The following is a 21,506-nucleotide window of genomic DNA, read 5'->3' as shown; positions in this document are numbered from 1 at the left end:
GATGGCGGGGATTGGATTCGAACTTCGCAAGATGCTGCGGCGGGACAACCTGTCGGGCATGCTCGGCGCGTACGCCTATGCCGGCATCATCAGCTCCGGGCCGTGGATCCTGTCGATCGTCGGCATCTTGCTGATCGGTGTGCTCAGCCTGCCGTTCGTGGTACCGGGCAGTCTGGTGACGCAGTTCCAGGTTTCGGTGACCTACCTGATTGCCGTCAGCCTGATCCTGACCGGGCCGATGCAGCTGGCCTTTACCCGCTTTACTTCGGACCGCCTGTTCGAGAAGCGTGATGGCCTGGTGCTGTCCAACTACCACGCGGTGGCCCTGCTGGTCACGGTGCTGTCGGGCGCCATCGGCATCGGCTGCGCGCTCTTTGCGTTCCCGGAGCAGTCGGTGCTGTACCGGTTGCTGATGACAGCGGGCTTCGCGGTCATGAGCAATATCTGGATCGCGGTGATTTTCCTCACGGGCATGAAGCAGTACAAGGCCATCGTCTGGACTTTCCTGCTGGGTTATACGCTGACGGTGGTGGCGGCGCTGGCGTTGCGCAACCATGGCCTGGAGGGCCTGCTGCTGGGGTTTGTCGCCGGCCAGCTGTGCTTGCTGAGCGCCATGGTGGTGCTGATCTACCGCAACTACACCAGCCAGCGGTTCATGTCGTTCGAGGTCTTCCAGCGGCGCTATGCCTATCCGAGCCTGATGCTGATCGGGCTGCTGTACAACCTCGGCATCTGGCTCGACAAGTTCATGTTCTGGTACTCGCCGTCCACGGGGCAGCAGGTCATCGGGCCGCTGCACGCGTCGATCATCTACGACATCCCGGTGTTCCTGGCCTACCTGGCAATCATCCCGGGCATGGCGGTGTTCCTGGTGCGCATCGAGACCGACTTCGTCGAGTACTACGACGCCTTCTACAACGCGGTGCGCGGCGGCAGCTCGCTCGAGCATATCGAGGATATGCGCAACACCATGGTGCAGACGATCCGCCTGGGACTGTACGAGATCGTCAAGGTGCAGGCCATTGCGGCGCTGGTGCTGTTTGTCATGGGCAGGTTTGTGCTGGCGGCGCTCGGCATTTCGGAGCTCTACCTGCCGCTGCTGTATGTGGACGTGATCGGCGCCAGCCTGCAGGTGGTGCTGCTGGGGGTGCTCAATATCTACTTCTACCTCGACCGCCGGCGTGAAGTGCTGCTGCTCAGCGGCTTGTTCGTGATCCTCAACCTGGCGTTCACCGCCGTGACGCTGCAACTGGGGCCGGCCTGGTATGGCTACGGCTTCGCGGTATCGTTGCTGATCGTGGTGGCCCTGGCGATCTACCTGCTGGACCGCAAGCTGGACCGCCTCGAGTACGAAACCTATATGCTGCAGTAAAGGCGTGCGCGCCGGCTTTTGCGCCGGCGCGCTGCAATACCCTCCCGCGCCGTCCTTGGCGTGGCGACGCCGGATTCTGTACCATTCCGCTTTGCGCACCTGGCGCCCGGCCTGTCCGGGTTATTTCGCGTTGCCTTTGCGGCGGCGCAGGAAGCGCGCGGTGGCATCTGGAAGAGAAGACGTGGCAAGCAAGAGGTAAGTATGAGAATCGCTTCGGTGGAAGACGACAAGAGCCAGTCCGAGCTGATCCAGCAGATCCTGGTCTCGRCGGGCCATGAGTGCGAGTGCTTCGCCAGTGGCAGCACGTTCCTGCGGGCCCTGCGCGAGCAAGCGTTCGACCTGCTGGTGGTGGACTGGCAACTGCCCGATACCAGCGGCTTTGAGGTGGTGACCTGGGTGCGCCAGAACTCCGGTCGCAATCCCCCCATCCTGTTCCTGACCAGCCGCTCGCAGGAAGAAGACATTGTCGCCGGGCTGGGCGCGGGCGCCGACGACTACATGATCAAGCCGATCCGCCGCGCCGAACTGGTGGCGCGCGTATCCGCGCTGCTGCGCCGCACGTATCCGCAGGCGCAGCAGGACAGCGCGCTGATCCGTGTGGGCAACTACGCTGTCGATCCGCAGGCCCGCACCGTGACCTGCGCAGAGACCCGGGTGGACGTGTCGCCGCGCGAGTTCGACCTGGCGTTGTTCCTGTTCCGCAACCTGGGGCGCCTGGTGTCGCGCGAGGTGGTCGAGCAAGCCGTGTGGGGCCGCACCATCGGCGTTGGCTCGCGCACGCTCGATACCCATATCTCGCGGCTGCGGATCAAGCTGGCACTGCGGCCCGAGAACGGTGTGCGCCTGACTTCCGTGTATGCGCACGGTTACCGCTTCGAAGCCGCGGGTGACGGGGATATGCAGGGCCAGCAGGATTCGCAAGATTCACAGGATCTGCAGGATCAGCCGGGTTTGCAGGACAAGAAGGAAGACTGAGTTTATGAAGCGGTTCGACATGGCGGCAGGCAGGAAGGCAGGCGCTGGAGCGCACTCGCGCGCGGCATGCACGAGGGGCGCGAGGGGTGCGATCGGTGTGGCCGGCACGATCGGCATGGCCGGATTGGTTGGCGTGCTGGGTGCCGCATGGTCACCAAGTGCCGCGGCGCAGGCTGCAGGCGCCGAGGGCGCCAACTTTATCTACCAGGTGCGCCCGGGCGACACGCTGATTGGCGTGGCGGACCGCTTCATGGCCAATCCCACCGGCTGGCGCGAACTGCAGGCACTGAACAAGGTGGCCGATCCCTACCGGCTGCCGCCCGGCATGCGCCTGCGCATCCCGCTGGCGCGCATCCCGGTGACCGAAGGCACCGCTCGCGTGGTCTTCGTGACGGGGCCGGCGAGCGCCGATGGCCGCGCGTTGCAGGCTGGCATGGAGCTGCGCGAAGGCGCCCGCATCGAAACCGGCGCCGGCGGCACCGTCACCATGGAACTGGGTGATGGCTCACGCGTGACGTTGCCGCCGGCGACAGCCATGGAAGTCAAGCGGCTGCGCGCGTTCGCCCGCACGGGCCTGACCGATGCCGTGATCGGCATCGGCCAGGGCGAGGTGGAGTCGCGCGTGGCACCGCGCGGCACCGGCGTGGGGCGGTTCGAGATCCGTACCCCATCGCTGGTGACCGGTGTGCGCGGCACGCGCTTTCGCGTGGGCACCGAGGACGGCGCCAGCCAGAGCGCCGTGCTCGAAGGCCAGGTGCAGGCCCGCTCGCGCCGCGGCCAGCAAGCGCTAGTGCATGCCGGCTACGGCGTCAGCGTATCGGCTGCGGGCGCCCTGGCGCGGCCCGCCGCGCTGCTGCCGGCGCCGGCGCTGGTGCCGCTGCCCCAGCCGTTGCTGGCAAGCCATGCCACCGTGAGCTGGGGGGCGGTTGCACGGGCCGCCAGCTACCGCGTGGTGGTCTCGCGCGATGCCGCCCAGACGGAGTTGCTGTCCTCCCAGGCCGTGGATGGCACGCAGGCCGCGCTGCAAGACCTGCCCGAGGGCCAGCTCTACGTGGGCGTGAGCGCGCTCGATGCCCGGCACCTTGGCGGCGCGGGCGCGGTAATGCCGTTCGTGGTGTGCCTGAATCCGCCCGCGCCCTTTACGCTGGCGCCCGAGCGCGATGGCACCGCCTACGGCGAGACGGCGCTGTTCACCTGGGCCGAAGTCGCAACCGCGGCGCAATATGAATGCGAAGTGGCGGCCAACGCGGACTTCACGCAAGGCGTCATGCAAGTGCGCGGCACGGCGCCCTTGGCCAGCCAGGCGCTTGCGCCCGGCCGCTGGTGGTGGCGTGTGCGCTCGGTTGACGCCGGCGGCCAGCCGGGCCCCTGGAGCGAGCCGGCGGCGTTCGCGCTGGAGCCGTCGCCACCGCAGCCGCGCCTGGAGGACGATGGCGGCGACGCCTTGCGGATCGCATGGCCGGCTGCCGGTGGAGCCAGCGCCAATGGCGCGGCGCAAGCCTACCGCGTGCAGATGGCATCCGACGCCGCCTTTACGCAGATCGTGGCCGACGTCGGCACCGAGACCAATGCGGCCCGCCTGCCGCGGCCCGGCAGCGGCACGTATTTTGTGCGGGTGGCCCGTCAGGACCCAGCCCGCGAGCCGCATTTTTCAGCGCCCCAGCGCATCGAGGTGGTGCAGTACGTCCGCGATTCGCAGGGCCAGCCCGTGAGCGCCGGCTCACGCTGGCTCAATCGTGCCAACTAGCCTGGCGCAGCTCGCCGCGCGCGCTCGCTCGCTGGGCCGGGTGCCCGGACGCATGATGGCCGGCTACCAGCGCCGTACGCTGGTCGAATGGGGCCTGTTGACGGCCGCCGTGCTGGCGCTGGTGGCAGCGTGCGCCGTGCTGGGTTGGAGCGAGCGCGCCGACAAGGCGGTCTACGACCTGGCGGTCGCGGCCCAGCATCACGCGCCCGGCGACGAGATCGTGATCGTCGCCATCGACGACCCCAGCATCTCCGCCATTGGCCGCTGGCCCTGGCGCCGCCGGGTGCTGGCCGACCTGATCGATCGCATTGCCGCCGACGCGCCTCGCGTGATCGGGGTCGACGTGATTCTCTCCGAGCCGGACGCCTTGCATCCCGAGGACGACCGCGCGCTGGCAGCCAGCATGGCGCGCGCCGGCAACGTCGTGCTGCCCGCGCTGGCCGAAGCGGGGCGGGGCGGCTTGCTGGTGCGCTATCCGCTGACGGGCCTGGGCAGCGAGGTGGGGCACATCAATATCGCGGTGGACCTCGACGGCATTGCCCGCCAGGTGTTCCTGCAGGAAGGGCTGCCGGGCCGCCAGCTCAACCATTTCTCGGCTGCGATGGTCGGCTTCGGCAAGCCGCCGCGGCCGGTGTCCGCCTACCGTCACGACGGTCCCGCGGATGACAGCGGCGTCGACGGCTGGACCCGGGACTACCGGTTGCGCATTCCCTTTGCCGGGCCGCCGGGGACGTTCCGGCAGGTCTCGGTACTCGATGTGCTGGGTGGCACGTTGCCGCGCGACTTCTTCCGCGGCAAGTCCGTGCTGGTAGGCGCCACGGCGAGCGGGCTGGGCGACGTGTTCCCCACGCCGGTATCGCGCAACGGCCACGGCATGAGCGGCGTGGAAATCATCGCCAACGCCATGCAGACGCTGCAGCGCGACACGGGCATCGTCACCCTGCCGGCGCCCTGGTTCTGGCTGTGCACGTTGCTGCCGGTGTTGCTGGCGAGCCTGGCCTCGCTGATGCTGACGCCGCGCAATGCGCTGCTGGTCACCATGGTGCTGCTGGCGGGCACGCTGGCGGCCAGCCTGCTGCTGGTGGCGTCTGGCCACTTCTGGTTCGCGCCGGCCAGCGCGGTGCTGGGTTGCAGCCTGCTCTACCCGCTGTGGAGCTGGCGGCGCCAGGAAGCCGCGCTGCAGTTTCTCACCGACGAGCTCGCACAGCTCGAGCAAGAGCCCGGCCTGCTGGCCATGCCCGCCGGCGAGGGCGAATCGGGCCGCAACCTCGATACCCGCATGCGCGCGGTCTACCGCATGACCACGCGACTGCGGGACTTGCGGCAATTCCTGGCGGACGGCCTCGAAGGCCTGCCCGAAGCCACCGTGATCTGCGATCCCGGCGGCCGCGTGCTGCTTGCCAATCGGCGCGGCCTGCTGCTGGCGCCACGCACGCTCGGGTCGCTGGGCGACATGAACGCACCGCCCCCCGGCATTCGTGAACTGATCAACGAAGTATTCGTCCAGCCCAAGGCCGGGCTGGACTATTGGGACCAGTTGCGCAGCGTCTATGCCAAGGGCGAGGCCGACGCCGCGCACCCGGTGCAGGCACCGCCCGGGGTGGAGCTCGAAGCGCGCGACGAACACCCGATGCTGCTGCGCGGCGCGCCGCTGCGCAGCGACACCGGCGGTGTCGCCGGCCTCATCGTCAGCGTCATCGATATCACCCAGGTGCGCATGGCCGAGCGGCGCCGCGAGGAGTCCCTGCGCTTTATCTCGCACGACATGCGGTCCCCGCAGTCCTCCATCCTTGCCCTGATCGACCTGCAGAACGAGCCCGGCCGGGCGCTGCCGGAGGCAGCCCTGCTGGCCCGCATCGGCGAGCACGCCAACCGCACGCTGGAACTCGCGGACGACTTTATCCGGCTGGCCCGTGCGGAAGCGACGCACCTTAACTTCATCGAGGTCGACCTGGCCGGCGTGGTGCTGGACGCCACCGACGAGTTATGGGCGCTGGCCAGCGCCGCACGGATCGAACTGAAGGTGGACGTCGACGTGGACGAGGAGCAGTCGCAGTTCCTGGCCGAGCCGGTGCTGCTGGTGCGGGCGATTGCCAACCTGGTGAGCAATGCCATCAAGTTCAGTCCGCCGCAAACGACCGTGAGCGTGCGCCTGTATCGCGTGCCGCAAGGGCTGGCGATCGATGTGGCGGACCAGGGCCGGGGCATCGCCGAGGAAGACCAGGGCCGCCTGTTCCAGCCCTTCTCGCGCCTGCGCGACACTGAGCAGGATGCGCCCGCCGGCAGCGGGTTGGGGCTGGTGTTCGTCAAGACCGTGGTGGAGCGTCATGGCGGAGAAATCAAGCTGACCAGCGCCGCGGGTGCCGGCGCCACCTTCACGATCTTCCTGCCCTGCTGATCCGCTCGCTGGCGCTTAGCGCGATGCGCGCGTGGCCGCTGGCTGTCCAGCCTGGCCCGCGGTAGTGACGGTGGCCGTGGCGCGGCTGTCCATCTGGCGGACCTTGCGCGCCGCGCGCTGCTCGTTGTCATCCTGCAGCGTCACGCACAGCACGGTGATGAGCGCGAACGCCACCATGCAAAGCGCGATGTAGCCCAGCAGTCTGTACCGTTCGGATCGCGATCCCATATTTAAGCCAGCTATGAATAGCGCAGCATTCTAGGGCGAGACCGCGTCGGCTACTGTCAACAAATGCAAGGACGCTCACCCAGGGGCCGCCGGGCGTGCTGCGCCGCGCATCGACGCTGGCCAGGCCCGGCGATACAATCACCGCGCAGTGCCTGCACCAGAGCCCTTGCGCGCCGGGTCACGCCCACCCGCCGCCGATGGTGTCAAACGCCCCAACACGCTGCCACCGATGCACAGCAACATCGAGCCCCTCGACACAGGCGCCAGCGGGCGCCCGTTACGTCACTTGGTCGCCACCGAGGCCGCCATGGCGGCGGCGGGCCTGGACGGCTGGCAGCAACGCTACCAGCAGCTCACGCCCGGGCATTTTCTTGCGCAAGTGCAGCAGGCTACCTATGGCGACGTCCACGTCTTCCGCGAACGCACCAACCAGGCGTTGCTGGAGGAAGGCGAGGCACGGCACGGCTATCTTTCCATCGCATTGCCCCACCGCGAGTGCGCCGATGGCTGGTTCTCCGGCTACCGGATGAGCGGCGACACCGTGCTGCGCGCCGGCAACGGCCAGCCGCTGGCCATGCGCACCCCGCCGTCGCTGGACCTGCTCGGCGTGACGTTGCCGCTGCCCGCGCTGCAACGCGTGATGGAGCGCGAGGGGGTTCCGGAGTTGATCGCGCGCTTGCAGCCGGCCACGGAGGTGCGGCGCGCCGCGTCCGATGATTTCCGGGCGGCGATGCTGGCGGTGCTGGCTGCCTCAGCCATGCAGGGCGAAGTATTCAACCAGCGCTTTGTCGAGCGCGCCATGCGCGATGCGTTGCTGATGGCGGTGGTGTCCACGCTGACGCATGACATTGGGGATGTCCTGCTGCCTACACCGCCTGCGCGGCGGCGGCTGGTCGCACAGGCATATGAGATGGTGCGCGCTGCGCCCGAGGCGCCCTGGAGTGTTCTGGCTCTGTGTGAACGGCTTGGGGTTTCAAGGCGGACGCTGCAATACAGTTTCAATGAAGTTACCGGGTTGGCGCCGTTGGAATTTGTTCGGGCTTTGCGGATGAATGGGGTGAGGCAAGCGTTGGGTGGACGGCAGGCGCAGGAGCCGGTGGGCGTGGTGGCGGCACGGTGGGGGTTCAATCATCTGCCGCGGTTCGCGGCGCAGTATCGGGCGTTTTTTGGCGAGTTGCCGTCGGCAACCGCGGGTAGGGGGAGGTGAGTTGCTGACAGGGTTGAGGGGGGCGGAACTGGAACTGGAATTGAAACTGGACTGGGCCGGAACCGCACGATGCCATCGGTCCTGGTGCGATTGCCTTTGACGGCCGTCATGTTCGTGGCCACGATTCCATGACAGGCCGCGATGGCTCGGCCACTCGCTTGGTCACTCACTCACGGTCACGTTCGGCTTTCAGCAGCTTGAGGCGCGTCTGTCCATCGGGCGTGAAATGGGTGCCGAATCGCACCAGCCCGGCCTGATGCAGCTGACAACTCATGGTAAAGCTGAGCAACATGCCCGGTTCGGTTTCTTCGATCGCAATGTCGATGGATTTCAGTCTCGGCTCATAGCGCAGCAGCGTCGTTTCGATTTCGCGCTTAAGCGTGTGCGCCGACGCGGGTAGATGCCGGTAGATCCTGGACAGGTCGCCAAGCCCATAATCCGGCAGATGCGCCAGGCTGCCGCGACGGCTATTGAGGATGCGCTGGATGTTGTCCCGCACGGACAGGAACGTCTGCGTCGCCGCATCGAAATCATCCACGGCCACGCCATTCGCAAAGTATCCCGTCACCGCTTCAAAGAGGCCCGGCCCGCTCCGTGTCACGCGCCGGCCCCGCTTGTCGTTGCCGTCTCTTCAAAGTCCAGGCCGATACCATCGTCCTCGGTGAATGACAGGTGAATCGATGCCGGCGCTTGCTGGTCAGACATGCGCACCAGCAGCTCACGCGACAGTACCGGCAGGATCTGCTGATCGAGCAGCGTGTCGATATTGCGGGCGCCGGAATCGGGCAGCAGGCAGGCCCGCACCAGCTCGGCCACCAGCGTGTCTCCGCACCGCAGCGGCACGCCAAAGCGGCGCGCGATGCGCTCAGCCACCTTGCCGAGCTTCATCCGCACGATCAGTGCCATGGCGTCGGCTGACAGCGGGCGGTAGACAATGGTCTGGAAGCGTGCCAGCAGCGCCGGCTGGAAGTGATCGACCAGCGTCGGGCGGATCGCTTCCATCAGCGTGCCGGTGGCAAGTTCGGTGCCGGCCGTGACGGCGGCGTCGGCGGCCGCCAGAATCTGCTCGCTGCCGAGATTCGAGGTCATCAGGATGACGGTATTGCGGAAGTCGATCACCCGGCCTTCGCCGTCGCGCATGAAGCCGCGATCGAAGACCTGGTAGAACAAGTTCAGTACGTCGCGGTGCGCCTTCTCGACCTCGTCGAGCAGGATGACGCTGTAGGGCCGCTGGCGGACCGCTTCGGTCAGGACGCCACCTTCCCCGTAGCCGACATACCCCGGCGGCGAACCTTTCAACTGCGAGACGGTGTGGGCTTCCTGGTATTCGGACAGGTTGATGGTGACAAATGAACGCTCGCCGCCAAACATCAGGTCGGCCAACGCGCGCGCCGTTTCGGTCTTGCCCACGCCCGAAGGCCCCACCAGCAGGAACACGCCCAGCGGCGCATCCTCGGATTTGAGTCCCGCCTTGGCGGCTCGCAAGCTCTTGCCGAGCGCGGCTAGCGCCTCGTCCTGGCCGACCACGACGTGCCCCAAACGCCGCTCCAGCGCCAGCAACGTGGCCAGCTCGCTGGACAGCAGGCTGTCGACCGGAACCCCCGTCCAGTCGGCAATCACCTGTGCAATGGCAGTCTCGTCCACTTCCGCGTGGATCAGCGCGGCTTGGCCGTGCCTGGCCAGCATCTCGTGCGCGGCCTGGATCGACGGTGTCAGCTCCCGCCGTGCCGACTCGTCGGCGGCGGCTTGCCATTGCGCACGCAACGCGATCAGTGTCTCGGCAGCCCCCTTCTGTTCGGCAAAGGTGCACTCAAACTGTTCGAGCTCGATGGCGAGTGCTGCCAGCCGGGCATCGATGGCCGCCAGTCGCTTGCCGACATCCGCGCCGATGGCCCCTTGGTCCTGCAGCAGGGCAGCCCGCTCGACCTCCAGCGCCGCGCGTTCCGCCTCGCAGGAGGAGATGGCGACCGGTGTGGCCTCCAGGCTCATGCGCACGCGGGCAGCGGCGGTGTCGAGCAGATCGACGGCCTTGTCCGGCAGTTGGCGTCCGGTCAGATAGCGGCGCGACAGCCGCACGGCGGCGGCGATGGCGGCGTCGGTGATGTGTACGCCATGGTGCTGCGCATACCGCGCCTTCAGGCCGCGCAGCATCAGGCAGGCGCCGTCGTCATCGGGCTCGTCGACCTTCACCATCTGGAAGCGCCGCTCCAGCGCGGCGTCGCGCTCGAAGTACTGCTTGTACTCGGACCACGTCGTCGCCGCGATCGTGCGCAGTTCGCCGCGCGCCAGGGCGGGCTTGAGCAGGTTGGCGGCATCGGCGCCGCCTGCGGTGTTGCCCGCACCGATCAGCGTGTGGGCTTCATCAATGAAAAGCAGCACCGGTGTTGGCGATTGCTGCACGGCCTCGATCACGTTCTTGAGGCGTTGCTCGAATTCGCCCTTGACGCCGGCGCCTGCCTGCAGAAGGCCCAGGTCCAGCGTCAGCACGCTGACGTTCTGTATGACCGCCGGGACATTGCCTTGCGCGATCTTGAGCGCAAGGCCTTCGACCAGCGCCGTCTTGCCCACGCCAGGCTCGCCAACCAGGATCGGGTTGTTCTTGCGCCGCCGCGCCAGGATGTCGACCATCTGGCGAATCTCGACGTCGCGGCCAAAAACGGGATCGATCTTGCCGTCGCGGGCCTTCTGGGTGACGTCAGTCGTGAAGCGGGCCAGCGCCGATGTATCGGCCTGACCGGGCATTGGCCGGGTTGGGGCGGGCGTGGCGGGAGTGGCGGGCGCTGACGACAACGGGGCGGGAGCCGGTCCGGCCGGCTCGCCAGCGCCGCGAGCGGCTGCCTCGGTCGAGATCTTGTCGAGTTCGTGCATCAGCCGCTCGATCTGGACGGCGGATACGCTCAACAGCGGCCAGGCGCCGGGCGCCCGCAGCAAGTGCGGTGTTTCGGCCAGTGCGGCCAGCAGGTGTGCGGAGCGGATTGACGTGGATTGTCCGGGCGTCGCGGCTTCCAGTGATGCGCGCATCCATGCGGCCTCCAGCCACTGGCCGAGGCGTTGCGACAGCCCAGGCTTGCCCCGCAGGTCATGCGGCAGGCGCTCGATGGCGGCGAGCAGCCCGTTCCAGATGCCGTCCACATCGAGTTCATAGCGTCGCAGGATCGCCAGCAGATCGCCGTCGCCCAGCTCCAGCAGCTTGATCAGCCAGTGTTCGACCTCGATGTCCCGGTGGGCGCGTGTTTCGCAGAGGCTGGCGGCGTCGGCCAGGGCACGGGCGCAATGGTCGTTGAGACGACGCAGAAACGCAGAGAGGTCGCGGGCGGTCATGGAGGAGAAGAGGGACGCGGGGTGAAGGAGGGAGTGCGCGGCCCCTACACCGGGTCCGCGCGAGATGGCAGGCCGGCGGCGGACGCCGGCCGGGCACGTATTACGAGCGCTCGTTCCAGCTGTCGGTGTGGATGATGTTGCCGTCCTTGTACGACCAGGTGATCTTTTCGTAGCGCAGCTCGATGTCTTCGAGGTGGTTGTGCTTCTCGAAGGCCGGGTTCTTGATGTCCAGCATCTTCGGCGTGACGCCAACCACCTTCACGTTCTCGAGCTTGGTGTTGAAGTATTCCTTTTCCTTGCCGGCGTCGTCGATCTTGTACCACTTGATCTCGACCGACTTCAGGGTCTGGCCACTGGTGACCGCCTTGTACAGGTACGGCGTCGAGGCATCGGTTTCCTTGGTGAACACCACCGGCCTGTGCACGCGCGTGCCGGTCAGCTTGCCGGTATTGGAATCCGTCGGAATACTGACGCCGTGATCGAAGGCGACCACCTCGACGCTGCCCTCGCGGCTATTGACCGTGACCGAGCCCTTGATATCGGCGCCGCCATCGTCCTTGATCCACATGTATGCGGGAATTGCCATTGCTTCTTTCTCCTTCTACTGGAATGAACAGGCCGGATGGCCCAAAGTTGTCCGGTTGCCGCGATCACCGTCGCGACAATCGGGGACGAGCGTGATCTCGACACGTCGGTTGGCGGCGCGCCCCGCTTCGGTGTCGTTGGCGGCTTTGGGACGGGTATCGCCATAGCCTTGAATCGCAAACCGGGTCGGCGGCAAGCCTGCCGCGTCGGCCAGCCAGTCGCGCACTGACGCCGCGCGGGCCTCGGAGAGCTTGAGGTTGCTGCGAGGGTTGCCGGCGGTATCGGTGTGCCCGGCCACCAGCACGCGCTTGTACGGGTGGGCCTTGATCATCTCCAGCGCGCCGATCAGCACGCGATTCGAGCCGGGGTTGAGCGCCGCGCTGCCGCTCTTGAAGAGCGACAGGCTGTCCAGTTCGATGGTTGACGGCGGCGGTGGCGGCGGTTGATACGCGGCGATCAGGGCATCGAGCGGCGTCAGCAAGCCGGCGCCACGATAGAAGCCCAGGCCAAGGCGCACCGGTACGCCGAAGCGTGCGTATTGAGCGAGTTCGTCGCGATCGCGCTTGATGGCCTGCAGCGCATCGACACGGGCGGCGTCATGCTCTGGTCCAATGGCGCGATAGCGCGCCATATCCCCCACGACGCGCGCAACCAGCGCACGGTTCTGCCAGGCGGAAGCCGCCGCGGCGGCGCAGAAAGCCAGCGCGAGCCAGGCAAAGGCGTGGGCAAGGGCGCGCGGTAGCGCTCGCCGCACGGGCTGCAGGGCGATGCCCCGGATCAGGGGATCCGGCAGCGGGTAGCGTGCACGGCGGCCGTCCTTGGCGATGCGGGTAAGCGCGGTCGCTTGCTCGATGAAGCGGGCATACAACGAATCCGTGGCGGGGATGCCCTCGGTGGCGGTCACGCCGAACGCTGCGACGTGCACCTGACGGCTGCCGCGTTGGTTATCGAGCAGCGCAGGGAGCAAGGCGCCGCAGGCCCAGCGCGCCAGGGCATCGAGCCGTGCGGCGCGGTGCATGCGGGCCTCGCGATCGGCGGGCAGCGCGGCCTGCCCATACTGCAGGACGAGCGCGGCAATCTGGGCAGGCAGCGTAGCGCCYTGCAGCACCTTGGTGCCGCAGACGCCGAACCACGGACTATCCTCCGGGGCGCCGTGGCTTCGGGTGGCTTCTTCCACGTACACGGCGACGCAGACCGGCAGGCCGTAGCCAACCCCACGGCTGGCCTCGCCAATGGCCGAGCGCCAACGCCGAAGCCCGGCGTTCAGCGCGGCCGCATCACGGGCCTGGTCGGCGCCAATCAGGTAGGCGACGGCATCCGGGCCCTGCCCCGCGCGCCAGCGCTTGAGCGCGTCAGCCACGTGTGCCAGCCGGGCCGGGTCGTCGACGCGCACCCAGATCGCAGCGTCCGTGATCCGGACCAGATCCTTGCCGAATGCCAGCGGCGGGGCGCCCGATGCGTCCCCGATGGCCAATACCAGCGGTGTATTGCGCCGGATACCACGGGGCAGCCCATCCAGCGACGCATCGATGGCTTGCAGCACCGGCTGCGAAGCGCTCTGCCGTGCGCGCACCCGCCGCGTGGCAACAAGGATCGCCAGAAGCGCCAGCCCGATCGTGAAGGCAGCGAGCAGCAGGTTCCACGTCGCCGGCCATGGCGAGCTGAGCGCCAGCCAGGCCAGCGTGAGCGCTGCGATCCAGCCGAAGAGTGTGCGGTAGGGGTAGCCGGTCACAAATGCCCTTTCAGCCCGCGAGCGGCGTGATCGCTGCGGCTAGCCACCGGTCCAGCGCGAGGTAGACGAGGCCCGCGCCGGCGCAAGAGATCGTGATCCAGGCGAGCGGCGACAGATGAGCGCACCATCGACGCGCCTTGCCGTCTGTGACCAGCACCGGGCCGTCCGACTTGCGCCATCCGGCACGATCCAGGCGTTCATCGATGGCCTGCATCAGCGCGATACGTTCGCTGGCGCCATCCAGCGCGAACTTGCCCTGGAACCCCAGCCCCAATGTCGCGTAGAAAACGGTGAGCAGCGGCAGCACGGGCTTTGCCTCGCCCAGACGCCGCTCGATGCGAGCGATCAGCGCTTGCCCGGCATCGTGGCTCTGGAACTCCCGCACCTGCAGGGGCTCGCGTTCCCATGCGACGCGATCGTCGTCGGGCAGCCTGCCCAACGCGACTTCGTCGAGCAACGCGCATTGGGCATAGACGGCGTCCTCCACGACGTCGGCCGGCTGGCCGGCCGCCGAGAGCTCCTCACGCAGGCGAGACACCTGCTCCAGGCACATTGCCTGGAAGGCTTTGAACCCCATGGGTTTCGTATCGTCAGCGAGTCCAGTGACGGTCAGGGCCGTATCGCGCAAGGCGAGCGGCAGCATCGAGGTGGAGAGGGTTGTCATGCCGGCAATACCGCGAAGAGTTCAAGTGATACGTCCGGCAGCGAAGCGGGAACGTAGAACTGGCAGGCCCGCGCAGCCAGCATGCGCTTGAATGCGGGGTGCGCGCTGTCGAGCGCGAAATACTGGTTCTCGATGCGCACGGGGATCGCCGCGGGAAGGCGCGACATCGTCCGCAGCGGGATGCCGGGCAGCGCGGAATTGACGATCTGCTCGACTTCGTCCGGCGCACCAGCTTTACACAGGCGCGGCAACTGTTCGAGCAGCGCGTGGGCGGGGACGCCCGCCTGGACGGACAGGTAGTACTCGGCGCCTTCGACCAGGCGCTCGTCGAGGATCTTGCCGACCCAGACGGTGGGCCGCAAGCGTTCCAGCGCCACCGGTACCACCCGTGACGGGATCACTGTGTCGAGGAGGGTGCGAATCAGCGACTCCAGTTCCGCGAACACGGGCTCCGGTGCGAGGTGGTCGTAAGGCGGGATGGCCTGCAAGGTCTCCTTGGTGGAAAACGTCAGCAGCGACCCGGCCAGACGCGCGAGGATGCCATAGAGCCGCTCTGGATGCTGCTGTGGCACGGCGCACAGGCGAGCCAGCTCCGGCCAGGTACTGTTGACGCTGTGCAGCAGCCAGAACAACGCCACATCGGCAACCGCGAAATCGGCAATCTGGTCGGATCGCTCGCGACGGCGCACGGACAGGCTCGCGCTCTTGGCGCTCAGTATTTCGGAGAGCCGCTTCATGCGCTGGGTGAGCCGGTCGCTTGCCGACAGGAAGAGGCAGGGCGGCACAAAGGCCGGATCGGGCTCGAAGCGCCCCTGGGGCGTGCGCACCAGCCGAGCGACCGGGCAGGTCACGTAATCCACGTGCGATTCGAAATCGAACAGCAGTGCCACTGCATGCCGCTCAACGCTGATCTCTTCCTTGCCTTCGCCATGCAGGTCGGCGACTTCCAGATACTCGCGCACGAAGCGGCGCGGCCGGGCGGGCCGTTCCCCGGCCTCGATGCAGTTGCCGCCTTGCGCATCCATCAGCGGCAGCCCGATCTGCACGACCACGGTGTCGATGTGCGCCGGCACGTCGCCCAGATCGCGTGCGGCGGGCGTGCGGTCCGCGGTGTCGGTGTCGATCACCGTGCCGTCCGGCAGGCGCAGGGCCAGGGAACTTACCACCAGGCGATGAATGGACAAAGCCTGCTGGTCAAGGGCGACGCGAACAGTGCCCCACGGATCGGGGCTGGCAAGGCGCGCGACGCCCTCGTCGGCATACCGGTCCCACAGTGCCTGTTGCTGGAAATGCTGCGGGGTCATGAAAATGCCCTGCGCCCACAGCGGTCTAGTTATCTTCATTGTGATCGGCCGTTACGCGGAAAGGCCCTTTCCGCATGGGAGCGCTGCACGCTGGCTGTCGAGCCAGCGTGCAGCGGCGCTACGTCATGTCAGCGCTAATCGAGACTGATCGTGGCCGATCAGTTCTTCGCTTTCGGCATCTGCGATACGAGCGACAGATTGATGTCCATGCCTTCAATCTGGAAGTGCGGCACGATGAACAGCTTGATGCGGAAGAAGCCCGGGTTGTCCTCGATATCCTCGACGATCACCTTGGCCTCCCGCAGCGGATGGGAAGCCTGCAACTCGTCGCCCGGATCGGTCATCTCGGTCACAAGCGTCTTGACCCAGGTGTTCAGCTCCAACTCCAGCAGGCGGCGGTCCTTGGTCGTGCCGATGTTCTCGCGCTGAATCAGCTTCAGGTAGTGGGCAATCCGCGAGAGCAGGAAGATGTACGGCAGGCGCGCGTTGACGCGGCTGTTGGCGGTGGCTTCCTTGGTGTCGTAGAGCGCCGGCTTCTGGGCCGAATGGGCGGAGAAGAAGCACGCGAAGTCATGGTTCTTGTAGTAGGACAGCGGGATGAAGCCCAGATTGGCGAACTCGAACTCGCGCGTCTCCGGGATCAGCACCTCGGTCGGGATCTTGGCCTGGTTGCCCGTGCCCAGGTCATACAGGTGGATCGGCAGGTCCTCGACCAGGCCGCCGGCCTGCGGGCCGCGAATCTGTACGCACCAGCCGTTCTTGATGAAGCTCTGCACCATGTTCGCGGCGAACGCGAACGAAGCATTGGCCCACAAATAGCGGGTGTGATCCGGGCCCTTGACCGCCTCGGTGTAATTGAAGGCGCGTACCGGCACGGTTTCCGGCCCATAGGGCAGCCGCGCCAGGAAATTCGGCAGCGTCAGGCCGATATAGCGGGCATCGTCCGACTCGCGGAAGCTCTTCCACTTCAAGTACTCGGCGCGATCGAAGTAGTTGCCGATGTCGCGGATGCTGGCCACTTCCTCCATCGATTCCTTGCCGAAGAAGGCCGGCGAGACGGAGCCGATGAACGGCATATGCGCCGCGGCGGAAACCTTGGAGATATTGCGCAGCAGGGCGATATCCTGCGGGCTGCGGCCGAATGCGTAGTTCGAGATGATCGAGCCGATCGGCTCGCCACCCGGCGTGTCGTATTCCTGGATGTAGGTGTGCAGGTACAGGCCGCTCTGGATGATCTCGGGGGTGTCCTCGAAATCCTGGCGCAGCGCGTCTTTCGAGGCGTCCAGCACTTCGATCCTGACGTTCTTGCGGAAGTCGGTGCGATCGACAAGGAACTTGAGGCCGCGCCAGGCCGATTCGATCTGCTGGAACGTCTCGTTGTGCATGATCGCATCCAGCTGGCGGCTGATCTGCTGGTCAAGGTGCTCGATATGGAAATCAAGCAAGCTCTTGTCAAGACGGTCCACCTGCTGCGACGAGTCCTGGATCATCTTCAGGAACACATTCATCGCCTGGGCGACGCGTTCATCCAGCGACGATTCGGCGAGCGCATCGGCGCTCTGGAAAGACTCCACCGGGCGCGTGGCCTTGACCGGTGTCAGGTTGATCTTCTCGCACAGGGACTCGTAGACGCTCTTACCGGGCGCATCCAGGACAGCGGTGTCTGCTTCGCTATTGGCGCGCGCGGCGATTTCATGTTTTGCCATGGGATTCACTCCTCAAGGAAGACGTTTATTGGGCGGACGGTGAGGCCGGCGCGGCTTCGCCGATTTTCTGCAGATCGGCGCGCAGCCGCTCGGACAAGGCCGGGTCCTTGAGGATCTTCTCCAGTTCGCGGCGGAACATCGCGTTGTCGAGCAGGTTCGACTTCAGGTCGCGCAGCAGATTGCGGGCCGCCATCAGCGCACGCAGCTCGGGCACCTTCCCGGCGACGACTTCCGGCTTGAAGTCGTCCATCGAGCGGAAGTCCAGGTCAACCGGCAGCTCGGTGCTGTCGCCGACCAAGGTGTTCTCGACGGCGATCCTGGCCTTCGGGTTGAAGTCGGCGAGGACCGAATTGAAGTTGTTCTTGTTGATGGACACCTTCTCACGATCGGCGAGCGCCCGCGTGTCCTGACCGTTGCTGTAGTCGCCCATTACCAGCAGCTTGAGCGGCAGTTCGACCTTCTTCTGCGCGCCACCGGTGTGCAGGTCGAGCTTGATATTGACCCGTGCCTTGGGCACTTCGTTCTGGAAACTCTCAGCCATCGTTTGTTCCTTTCTTATCTCTGATTTAAACGCTCTTTAGTTCTTGCGGTAACGATCAGTAAGGCAACCAGTCGGAATTAGTAACATGGAGGCCTATGCGAGATAAATAGGACGAGTATGAATTTTCTAAAAAATTACTATTTCGTTTAAATTTTGTAAAAACAGCATTTATGTCATGATTGAACCAGTTTAGAGTCCTGCATCAGGTTCGATCCAGTTGACAACGGAGCGAAGACCACGACGGATCCGGTTGAACAACGGCACGCCGACGGTGGCGCACCCCAGGCGTACTTCCTGCGGGTGCTCGGCGCGGCCAGCGCCGCCGAACTCGTTGATGACGTTGGACTGATCCACCGTGATCGTGCCCCAGGCACCTGATCGATCAGGTGGGTGAGCCGCCGCCGTGGGCTATCGCGTGCTTCAATTCCCGCCAACGACCCTGCCTCGCGCTTACCCCAATGCGTGCTTTCAAAATCCTGGTTCTGGCGCTGTTGTACTGCTTTCTTTGCAGGAAGCCGAAGCCGGATCGGAAAGTGTCCCCGGGTCCGCGACGCCGCAAGCCGCATCGCACCGGACGACGCTTGCCGTCGAAGGCCGACTCTTCTACGAGGGTGGCCGGATTGAAGGAGCGTGCGCTGGACATGGCCTACTTACTCGCCGGTGTCCTCATCGAGGCCCTTGCATCATCGAACGGGGCAGCACCAGAGAACCGCGACACCGCAAAACGCGCTTCAAGTCGTTCCTCGGAAACCGCTGGAGGCGGAGGCACGTTCGACGGAGGCGGCGCTTCGGGAAACTGGGACGATTCGCCTGCGTCGGGAAGCGATGAAGTATCGGCATCCAAGGATGGAGCTGGGTCACGCCGTTAGACTGGCTGCGTCCCTGCCAGATCGCACATGGATCGTGTCGAACGAGTGCTGGTGCTGTACTTGGGGATCCCGGGGGCGAATGGCGCCGCTGAGGACGCCGGCCACTCAGATCTCGTTGCCTGTGAGTTGGGTGTCAGGTCGCCAGTTGCGGCAGGAACGACACGTCAACGTGGTAGCGCTTCGGATTCTTCCGATCCAAGAGGACGGTGATGTGCTCGCGCGTCACGTATTCGGTCGGATCGAACCAGATGTTGCCGCTGTAGAAGACATGAACTTGCGATGTCGCCGGGTCCAGCCATTGCGCCGTGATGCGGTAAGGTGAGCGTCCGTTGACTTGTACGCTTTCGTTCTCTTCGATGCCCTGAACGCGCGCCTGGACCGGTATGCCCTGGGTGCGCAAATAGGCTTCCCGGCGCGATGCGCGCTGTGCCAGTCCGATCATCGCGGCGCCGATGGTGAAGAACACGAGGCCGATGCCAGCGGCTATCGTTGCCGCCCCCCAAAGGGAGAAGAATGCGTCGGGTGTCGCGTCATTCGGCTTTTCCGGTGAATACAGTACCGGGACCGTATCGCCGACTGCGTAACTCGGCGGGTTGCTGCCGCTCGACGCACGAAATTCGACGGTCCCACCCGGCGTCTGGAAGCGAATGATGGGTCTGTAGGTCGTCGAACCACGGTCGCCCTGTGCATCGAGGGCCACGACGATGCCGTCCGTGCCCACCGCGTTCGACAGGAACGAACGCGTATGCAGACCGATGGCGCTCGCGCCAAGCAGCAACGCGATACCGATGGCGAGGAAGGTGTACTTGATGATGCCCAGCGTTTTCATGAAGTCAGTTTGATGGGAGTTTGATGGGAGCGCCTGACTTGTTCAGAAGACCGTCGACGCGGCCTCATCAGGTGCAGATGGTCTAATTCATCGGTTGGCACCCTGCCCTCGGATCGCTGCGCGTACAGCCACAGTGACCAGCGGCAGATCCCGGTCATCGGAAGCGAGCTGCAACGGAAGGCGGAACCCATGGCAGGCGAAAAGACACAGCAGTCCCGCGCCCGATCCCTTGGCGCCGCGTGACGTCACAGAGCCGATTCAAGCGATTTCCAATGCTCGCGACAACGCCCCGCAGGACGTGCCGCCGTGATTGTTAGCATGGATGTCCCTTGAGATAAATAGGACAAGTACGAATTTTCTATAAAAGTGATATTTTTTTCAACAATTGTAATAATGCTATTTATGACATAAAAAAATCCGTTTAGAGTCCTGCGTCAGGTTCGATCAAGCTGACAATGGAGCGAAGACCATGACGGATCCGGTTGAACAACGGCACGCCGACGGTGGCGCGCACCAGGCGTATTTCCTCGAGGTGCCCAGCGCGGCCAGCGCCGCCGAGCTGTCGGTGGTGTCGTTCGAAGCGGTGGAGCGCCTGGGCGACACGTACACCGTGACGATCCAGCTGACGCACCCGTTGCCGCTCGATCAGGCCGGCTATCTCGGCAAGGACGCCACGTTCCTGATCGATCCTGGCGACGGCACGGCGCCGCGCAAGTTCGGCGGCTGTATCACGGGCTTCTCCGAGACCAGGCAGACCCATGATTCCTGCGCCTACGAGATCGTGGTCGAGCCGCTCGTCGCGCGGCTGCGGCTCACGCGCGCGAGCCGCGTCTATCAGCACCTGACCGGCCCGCAGATCATCGAGGCGATCCTGCGCCGGCATGGCCTGGAGGGCCATCAGTTTCGCTTCAAGACGCGCCGCGAGTATCCGCAGCACAARTTCCGCCTCCAGTACCAGATGTCCGACTGGGACTACATCCGGCTGCTGATGGAGCAGGAAGGCCTCTACTGCTATTTCCTGCTGGGCAAGTTCGGCGAGATGGCGGTGTTCGGCGACGACATCGACCACTACATCTACCTGCCGGAGCTGCGGGTGCCGTACCGCGAAACGGCGGGGCTGGAATCCGGCGTCGAGGCCGTGACCGATCTCAAGTCCCATGCGCGGACGGTGCCGGAATCGATCCTCGTCGCGGACTACAACCCCGAGCAGTCCTGGGAGCGTATCCAGGCCGAGGCGAACATCGCCCGCAAGGACAARACGACCTACGGCCAGTCCTATGTTTACGGGAGCCATCACCTGGACAAGGCCGGCGCCAAGTGGGAGGCGCAACTGCGCCACGAGGCCGCGATCGCCTGGCAACTCATCTACGAGGGCGCAAGCAATGTGCTGGAACTGCACTCGTCGCGCATCGTGCGCATGGACCGGGTACTGCCCGACGCGCCCAACGGGCTGGTGATCATCGAGGTCAGGCACAGTGGCGGGCGCGACCAGGCGTACCGCAACACCTTCAAGGCCATTCCCTCGGACCGGCGCTTCCGGCTGCCGCTGAATGAAGACAAATGGCCCAGGATCCACGGCACGCTGAGCGCCCGCGTGACCTCGCCGGGGCAGTACAAGTACGCCTACCTGACGCAGGTGGGCCACTACACGGTCCGCTTCGACCTGGACTTCGATGAATGGCCAAAAGGCGGCGAGAGCGTACCGCTGCGTTCGGCCAAGCCACATGCCGGGGCGCGCCGGACGGGCTTTCACTTCCCGGCGCTGGATGGGACCGAGGCGGCGATCGCGTTCCACGACGGCAACCCGAACAAGCCGTATATCGCGCATTTCCATCACAACAGTCAGCATGTCGACCTGATCACCAAYCAGGACCGCCTGCAGTCGCGCAATGTCATCCATACGCAGAGCGGCAACAAAGTCGAACTGGAAGACTGGGAGGACGAGGAACACGTACAGCTTTCCACTGAGCATTCCGGCAAAAGCCAGTTGACCCTCGGGCATATGGTCAACGGCGAGCGCCAGAAGCG

17 protein-coding genes are annotated in these 21,506 nt (G+C 65.6%); 6 read left to right on the top strand and 11 right to left on the bottom strand.

Annotated features, from left to right (window positions below):
- Position 1 precedes the first annotated feature (1 nt).
- From pelG to AB4061_RS18015, 4 genes are all read left to right on the top strand, one after another.
- Positions 2-1,372 (top strand): exopolysaccharide Pel transporter PelG, encoded by a 1,371-nt coding sequence (gene pelG, locus AB4061_RS18030; protein ID WP_441636096.1) that lies wholly within the window; start codon positions 2-4, stop codon positions 1,370-1,372.
- Positions 1,373-1,573: 201 nt separating this feature from the next.
- Positions 1,574-2,347, top strand: coding sequence for a response regulator transcription factor (locus AB4061_RS18025; protein WP_441636094.1), 774 nt, complete (start codon positions 1,574-1,576; stop codon positions 2,345-2,347).
- Positions 2,348-2,444: 97 nt separating this feature from the next.
- Positions 2,445-4,094: a FecR domain-containing protein gene (locus tag AB4061_RS18020; RefSeq protein ID WP_441636092.1), complete on the top strand. Its 1,650-nt coding sequence runs from the start codon at positions 2,445-2,447 to the stop codon at positions 4,092-4,094.
- Between the two features lie 52 nt (positions 4,095-4,146).
- Positions 4,147-6,492 carry a CHASE2 domain-containing protein gene (locus AB4061_RS18015; RefSeq protein WP_441636257.1) on the top strand — a complete coding sequence of 782 codons (2,346 nt, stop codon included), beginning with the start codon at positions 4,147-4,149 and terminating at the stop codon, positions 6,490-6,492.
- A gap of 15 nt (positions 6,493-6,507) precedes the next feature.
- Here the strand turns inward: AB4061_RS18015 and AB4061_RS18010 are convergent, their stop codons facing one another.
- The gene (locus AB4061_RS18010) at positions 6,508-6,720 is read right to left on the bottom strand and encodes a hypothetical protein (RefSeq protein WP_441636090.1); all 213 of its coding nucleotides are present in this window, start codon (positions 6,718-6,720) and stop codon (positions 6,508-6,510) included.
- 229 nt (positions 6,721-6,949) lie between these two features.
- Here AB4061_RS18010 and AB4061_RS18005 point away from each other — a divergent pair, with 229 nt between their 5' ends.
- The gene (locus AB4061_RS18005) at positions 6,950-7,927 is read left to right on the top strand and encodes a helix-turn-helix domain-containing protein (RefSeq protein ID WP_441636088.1); all 978 of its coding nucleotides are present in this window, start codon (positions 6,950-6,952) and stop codon (positions 7,925-7,927) included.
- Positions 7,928-8,093: 166 nt separating this feature from the next.
- Here the strand turns inward: AB4061_RS18005 and tssE are convergent, their stop codons facing one another.
- The 10 genes from tssE to AB4061_RS17955 all read right to left on the bottom strand — a co-directional run bounded on the left by tssE (position 8,094) and on the right by AB4061_RS17955 (position 19,478).
- Positions 8,094-8,528, bottom strand: coding sequence for a type VI secretion system baseplate subunit TssE (gene tssE, locus AB4061_RS18000; protein ID WP_441636086.1), 435 nt, complete (start codon positions 8,526-8,528; stop codon positions 8,094-8,096).
- Positions 8,525-11,248, bottom strand: a complete 2,724-nt coding sequence (gene tssH / locus AB4061_RS17995; protein WP_441636084.1) for a type VI secretion system ATPase TssH — start codon at positions 11,246-11,248, stop codon at positions 8,525-8,527. The genes tssE and tssH overlap by 4 nt, the downstream gene beginning before the upstream one ends.
- A 100-nt stretch (positions 11,249-11,348) precedes the next feature.
- On the bottom strand, positions 11,349-11,834 hold the full coding sequence (locus AB4061_RS17990) for an Hcp family type VI secretion system effector (RefSeq protein ID WP_441636082.1): 486 nt from the start codon (positions 11,832-11,834) through the stop codon (positions 11,349-11,351).
- Between the two features lie 15 nt (positions 11,835-11,849).
- The gene (locus AB4061_RS17985; RefSeq protein WP_441636080.1) at positions 11,850-13,565 is read right to left on the bottom strand and encodes an OmpA family protein; all 1,716 of its coding nucleotides are present in this window, start codon (positions 13,563-13,565) and stop codon (positions 11,850-11,852) included.
- A gap of 10 nt (positions 13,566-13,575) precedes the next feature.
- Positions 13,576-14,229 carry a DotU/TssL family secretion system protein gene (locus AB4061_RS17980; protein ID WP_441636078.1) on the bottom strand — a complete coding sequence of 218 codons (654 nt, stop codon included), beginning with the start codon at positions 14,227-14,229 and terminating at the stop codon, positions 13,576-13,578.
- Positions 14,226-15,572 (bottom strand): type VI secretion system baseplate subunit TssK, encoded by a 1,347-nt coding sequence (tssK, locus tag AB4061_RS17975; protein WP_441636076.1) that lies wholly within the window; start codon positions 15,570-15,572, stop codon positions 14,226-14,228. The genes AB4061_RS17980 and tssK overlap by 4 nt, the downstream gene beginning before the upstream one ends.
- A gap of 119 nt (positions 15,573-15,691) precedes the next feature.
- Complete coding sequence (gene tssC / locus AB4061_RS17970) at positions 15,692-17,239, bottom strand: type VI secretion system contractile sheath large subunit (protein WP_441636074.1); 1,548 nt, start codon at positions 17,237-17,239, stop codon at positions 15,692-15,694.
- Between the two features lie 25 nt (positions 17,240-17,264).
- Positions 17,265-17,780 (bottom strand): type VI secretion system contractile sheath small subunit, encoded by a 516-nt coding sequence (tssB, locus tag AB4061_RS17965; protein WP_441636072.1) that lies wholly within the window; start codon positions 17,778-17,780, stop codon positions 17,265-17,267.
- A 189-nt stretch (positions 17,781-17,969) separates the two neighbouring features.
- The gene (locus AB4061_RS17960; RefSeq protein WP_441636070.1) at positions 17,970-18,134 is read right to left on the bottom strand and encodes a hypothetical protein; all 165 of its coding nucleotides are present in this window, start codon (positions 18,132-18,134) and stop codon (positions 17,970-17,972) included.
- 648 nt (positions 18,135-18,782) lie between these two features.
- Positions 18,783-19,478 (bottom strand): DUF3592 domain-containing protein, encoded by a 696-nt coding sequence (locus tag AB4061_RS17955; protein WP_441636068.1) that lies wholly within the window; start codon positions 19,476-19,478, stop codon positions 18,783-18,785.
- A gap of 469 nt (positions 19,479-19,947) precedes the next feature.
- Between AB4061_RS17955 and AB4061_RS17950 the strand changes: the two genes are divergently transcribed.
- On the top strand, positions 19,948-21,506 hold a 1,559-nt coding region (locus tag AB4061_RS17950; protein WP_441636066.1), incomplete at its 3' end, for a type VI secretion system Vgr family protein.

Source organism: Cupriavidus sp. YAF13 (assembly GCF_052113425.1).
Lineage (GTDB): Bacteria > Pseudomonadota > Gammaproteobacteria > Burkholderiales > Burkholderiaceae > Cupriavidus.
This window is presented reverse-complemented; position numbering and strand designations above follow the sequence as displayed.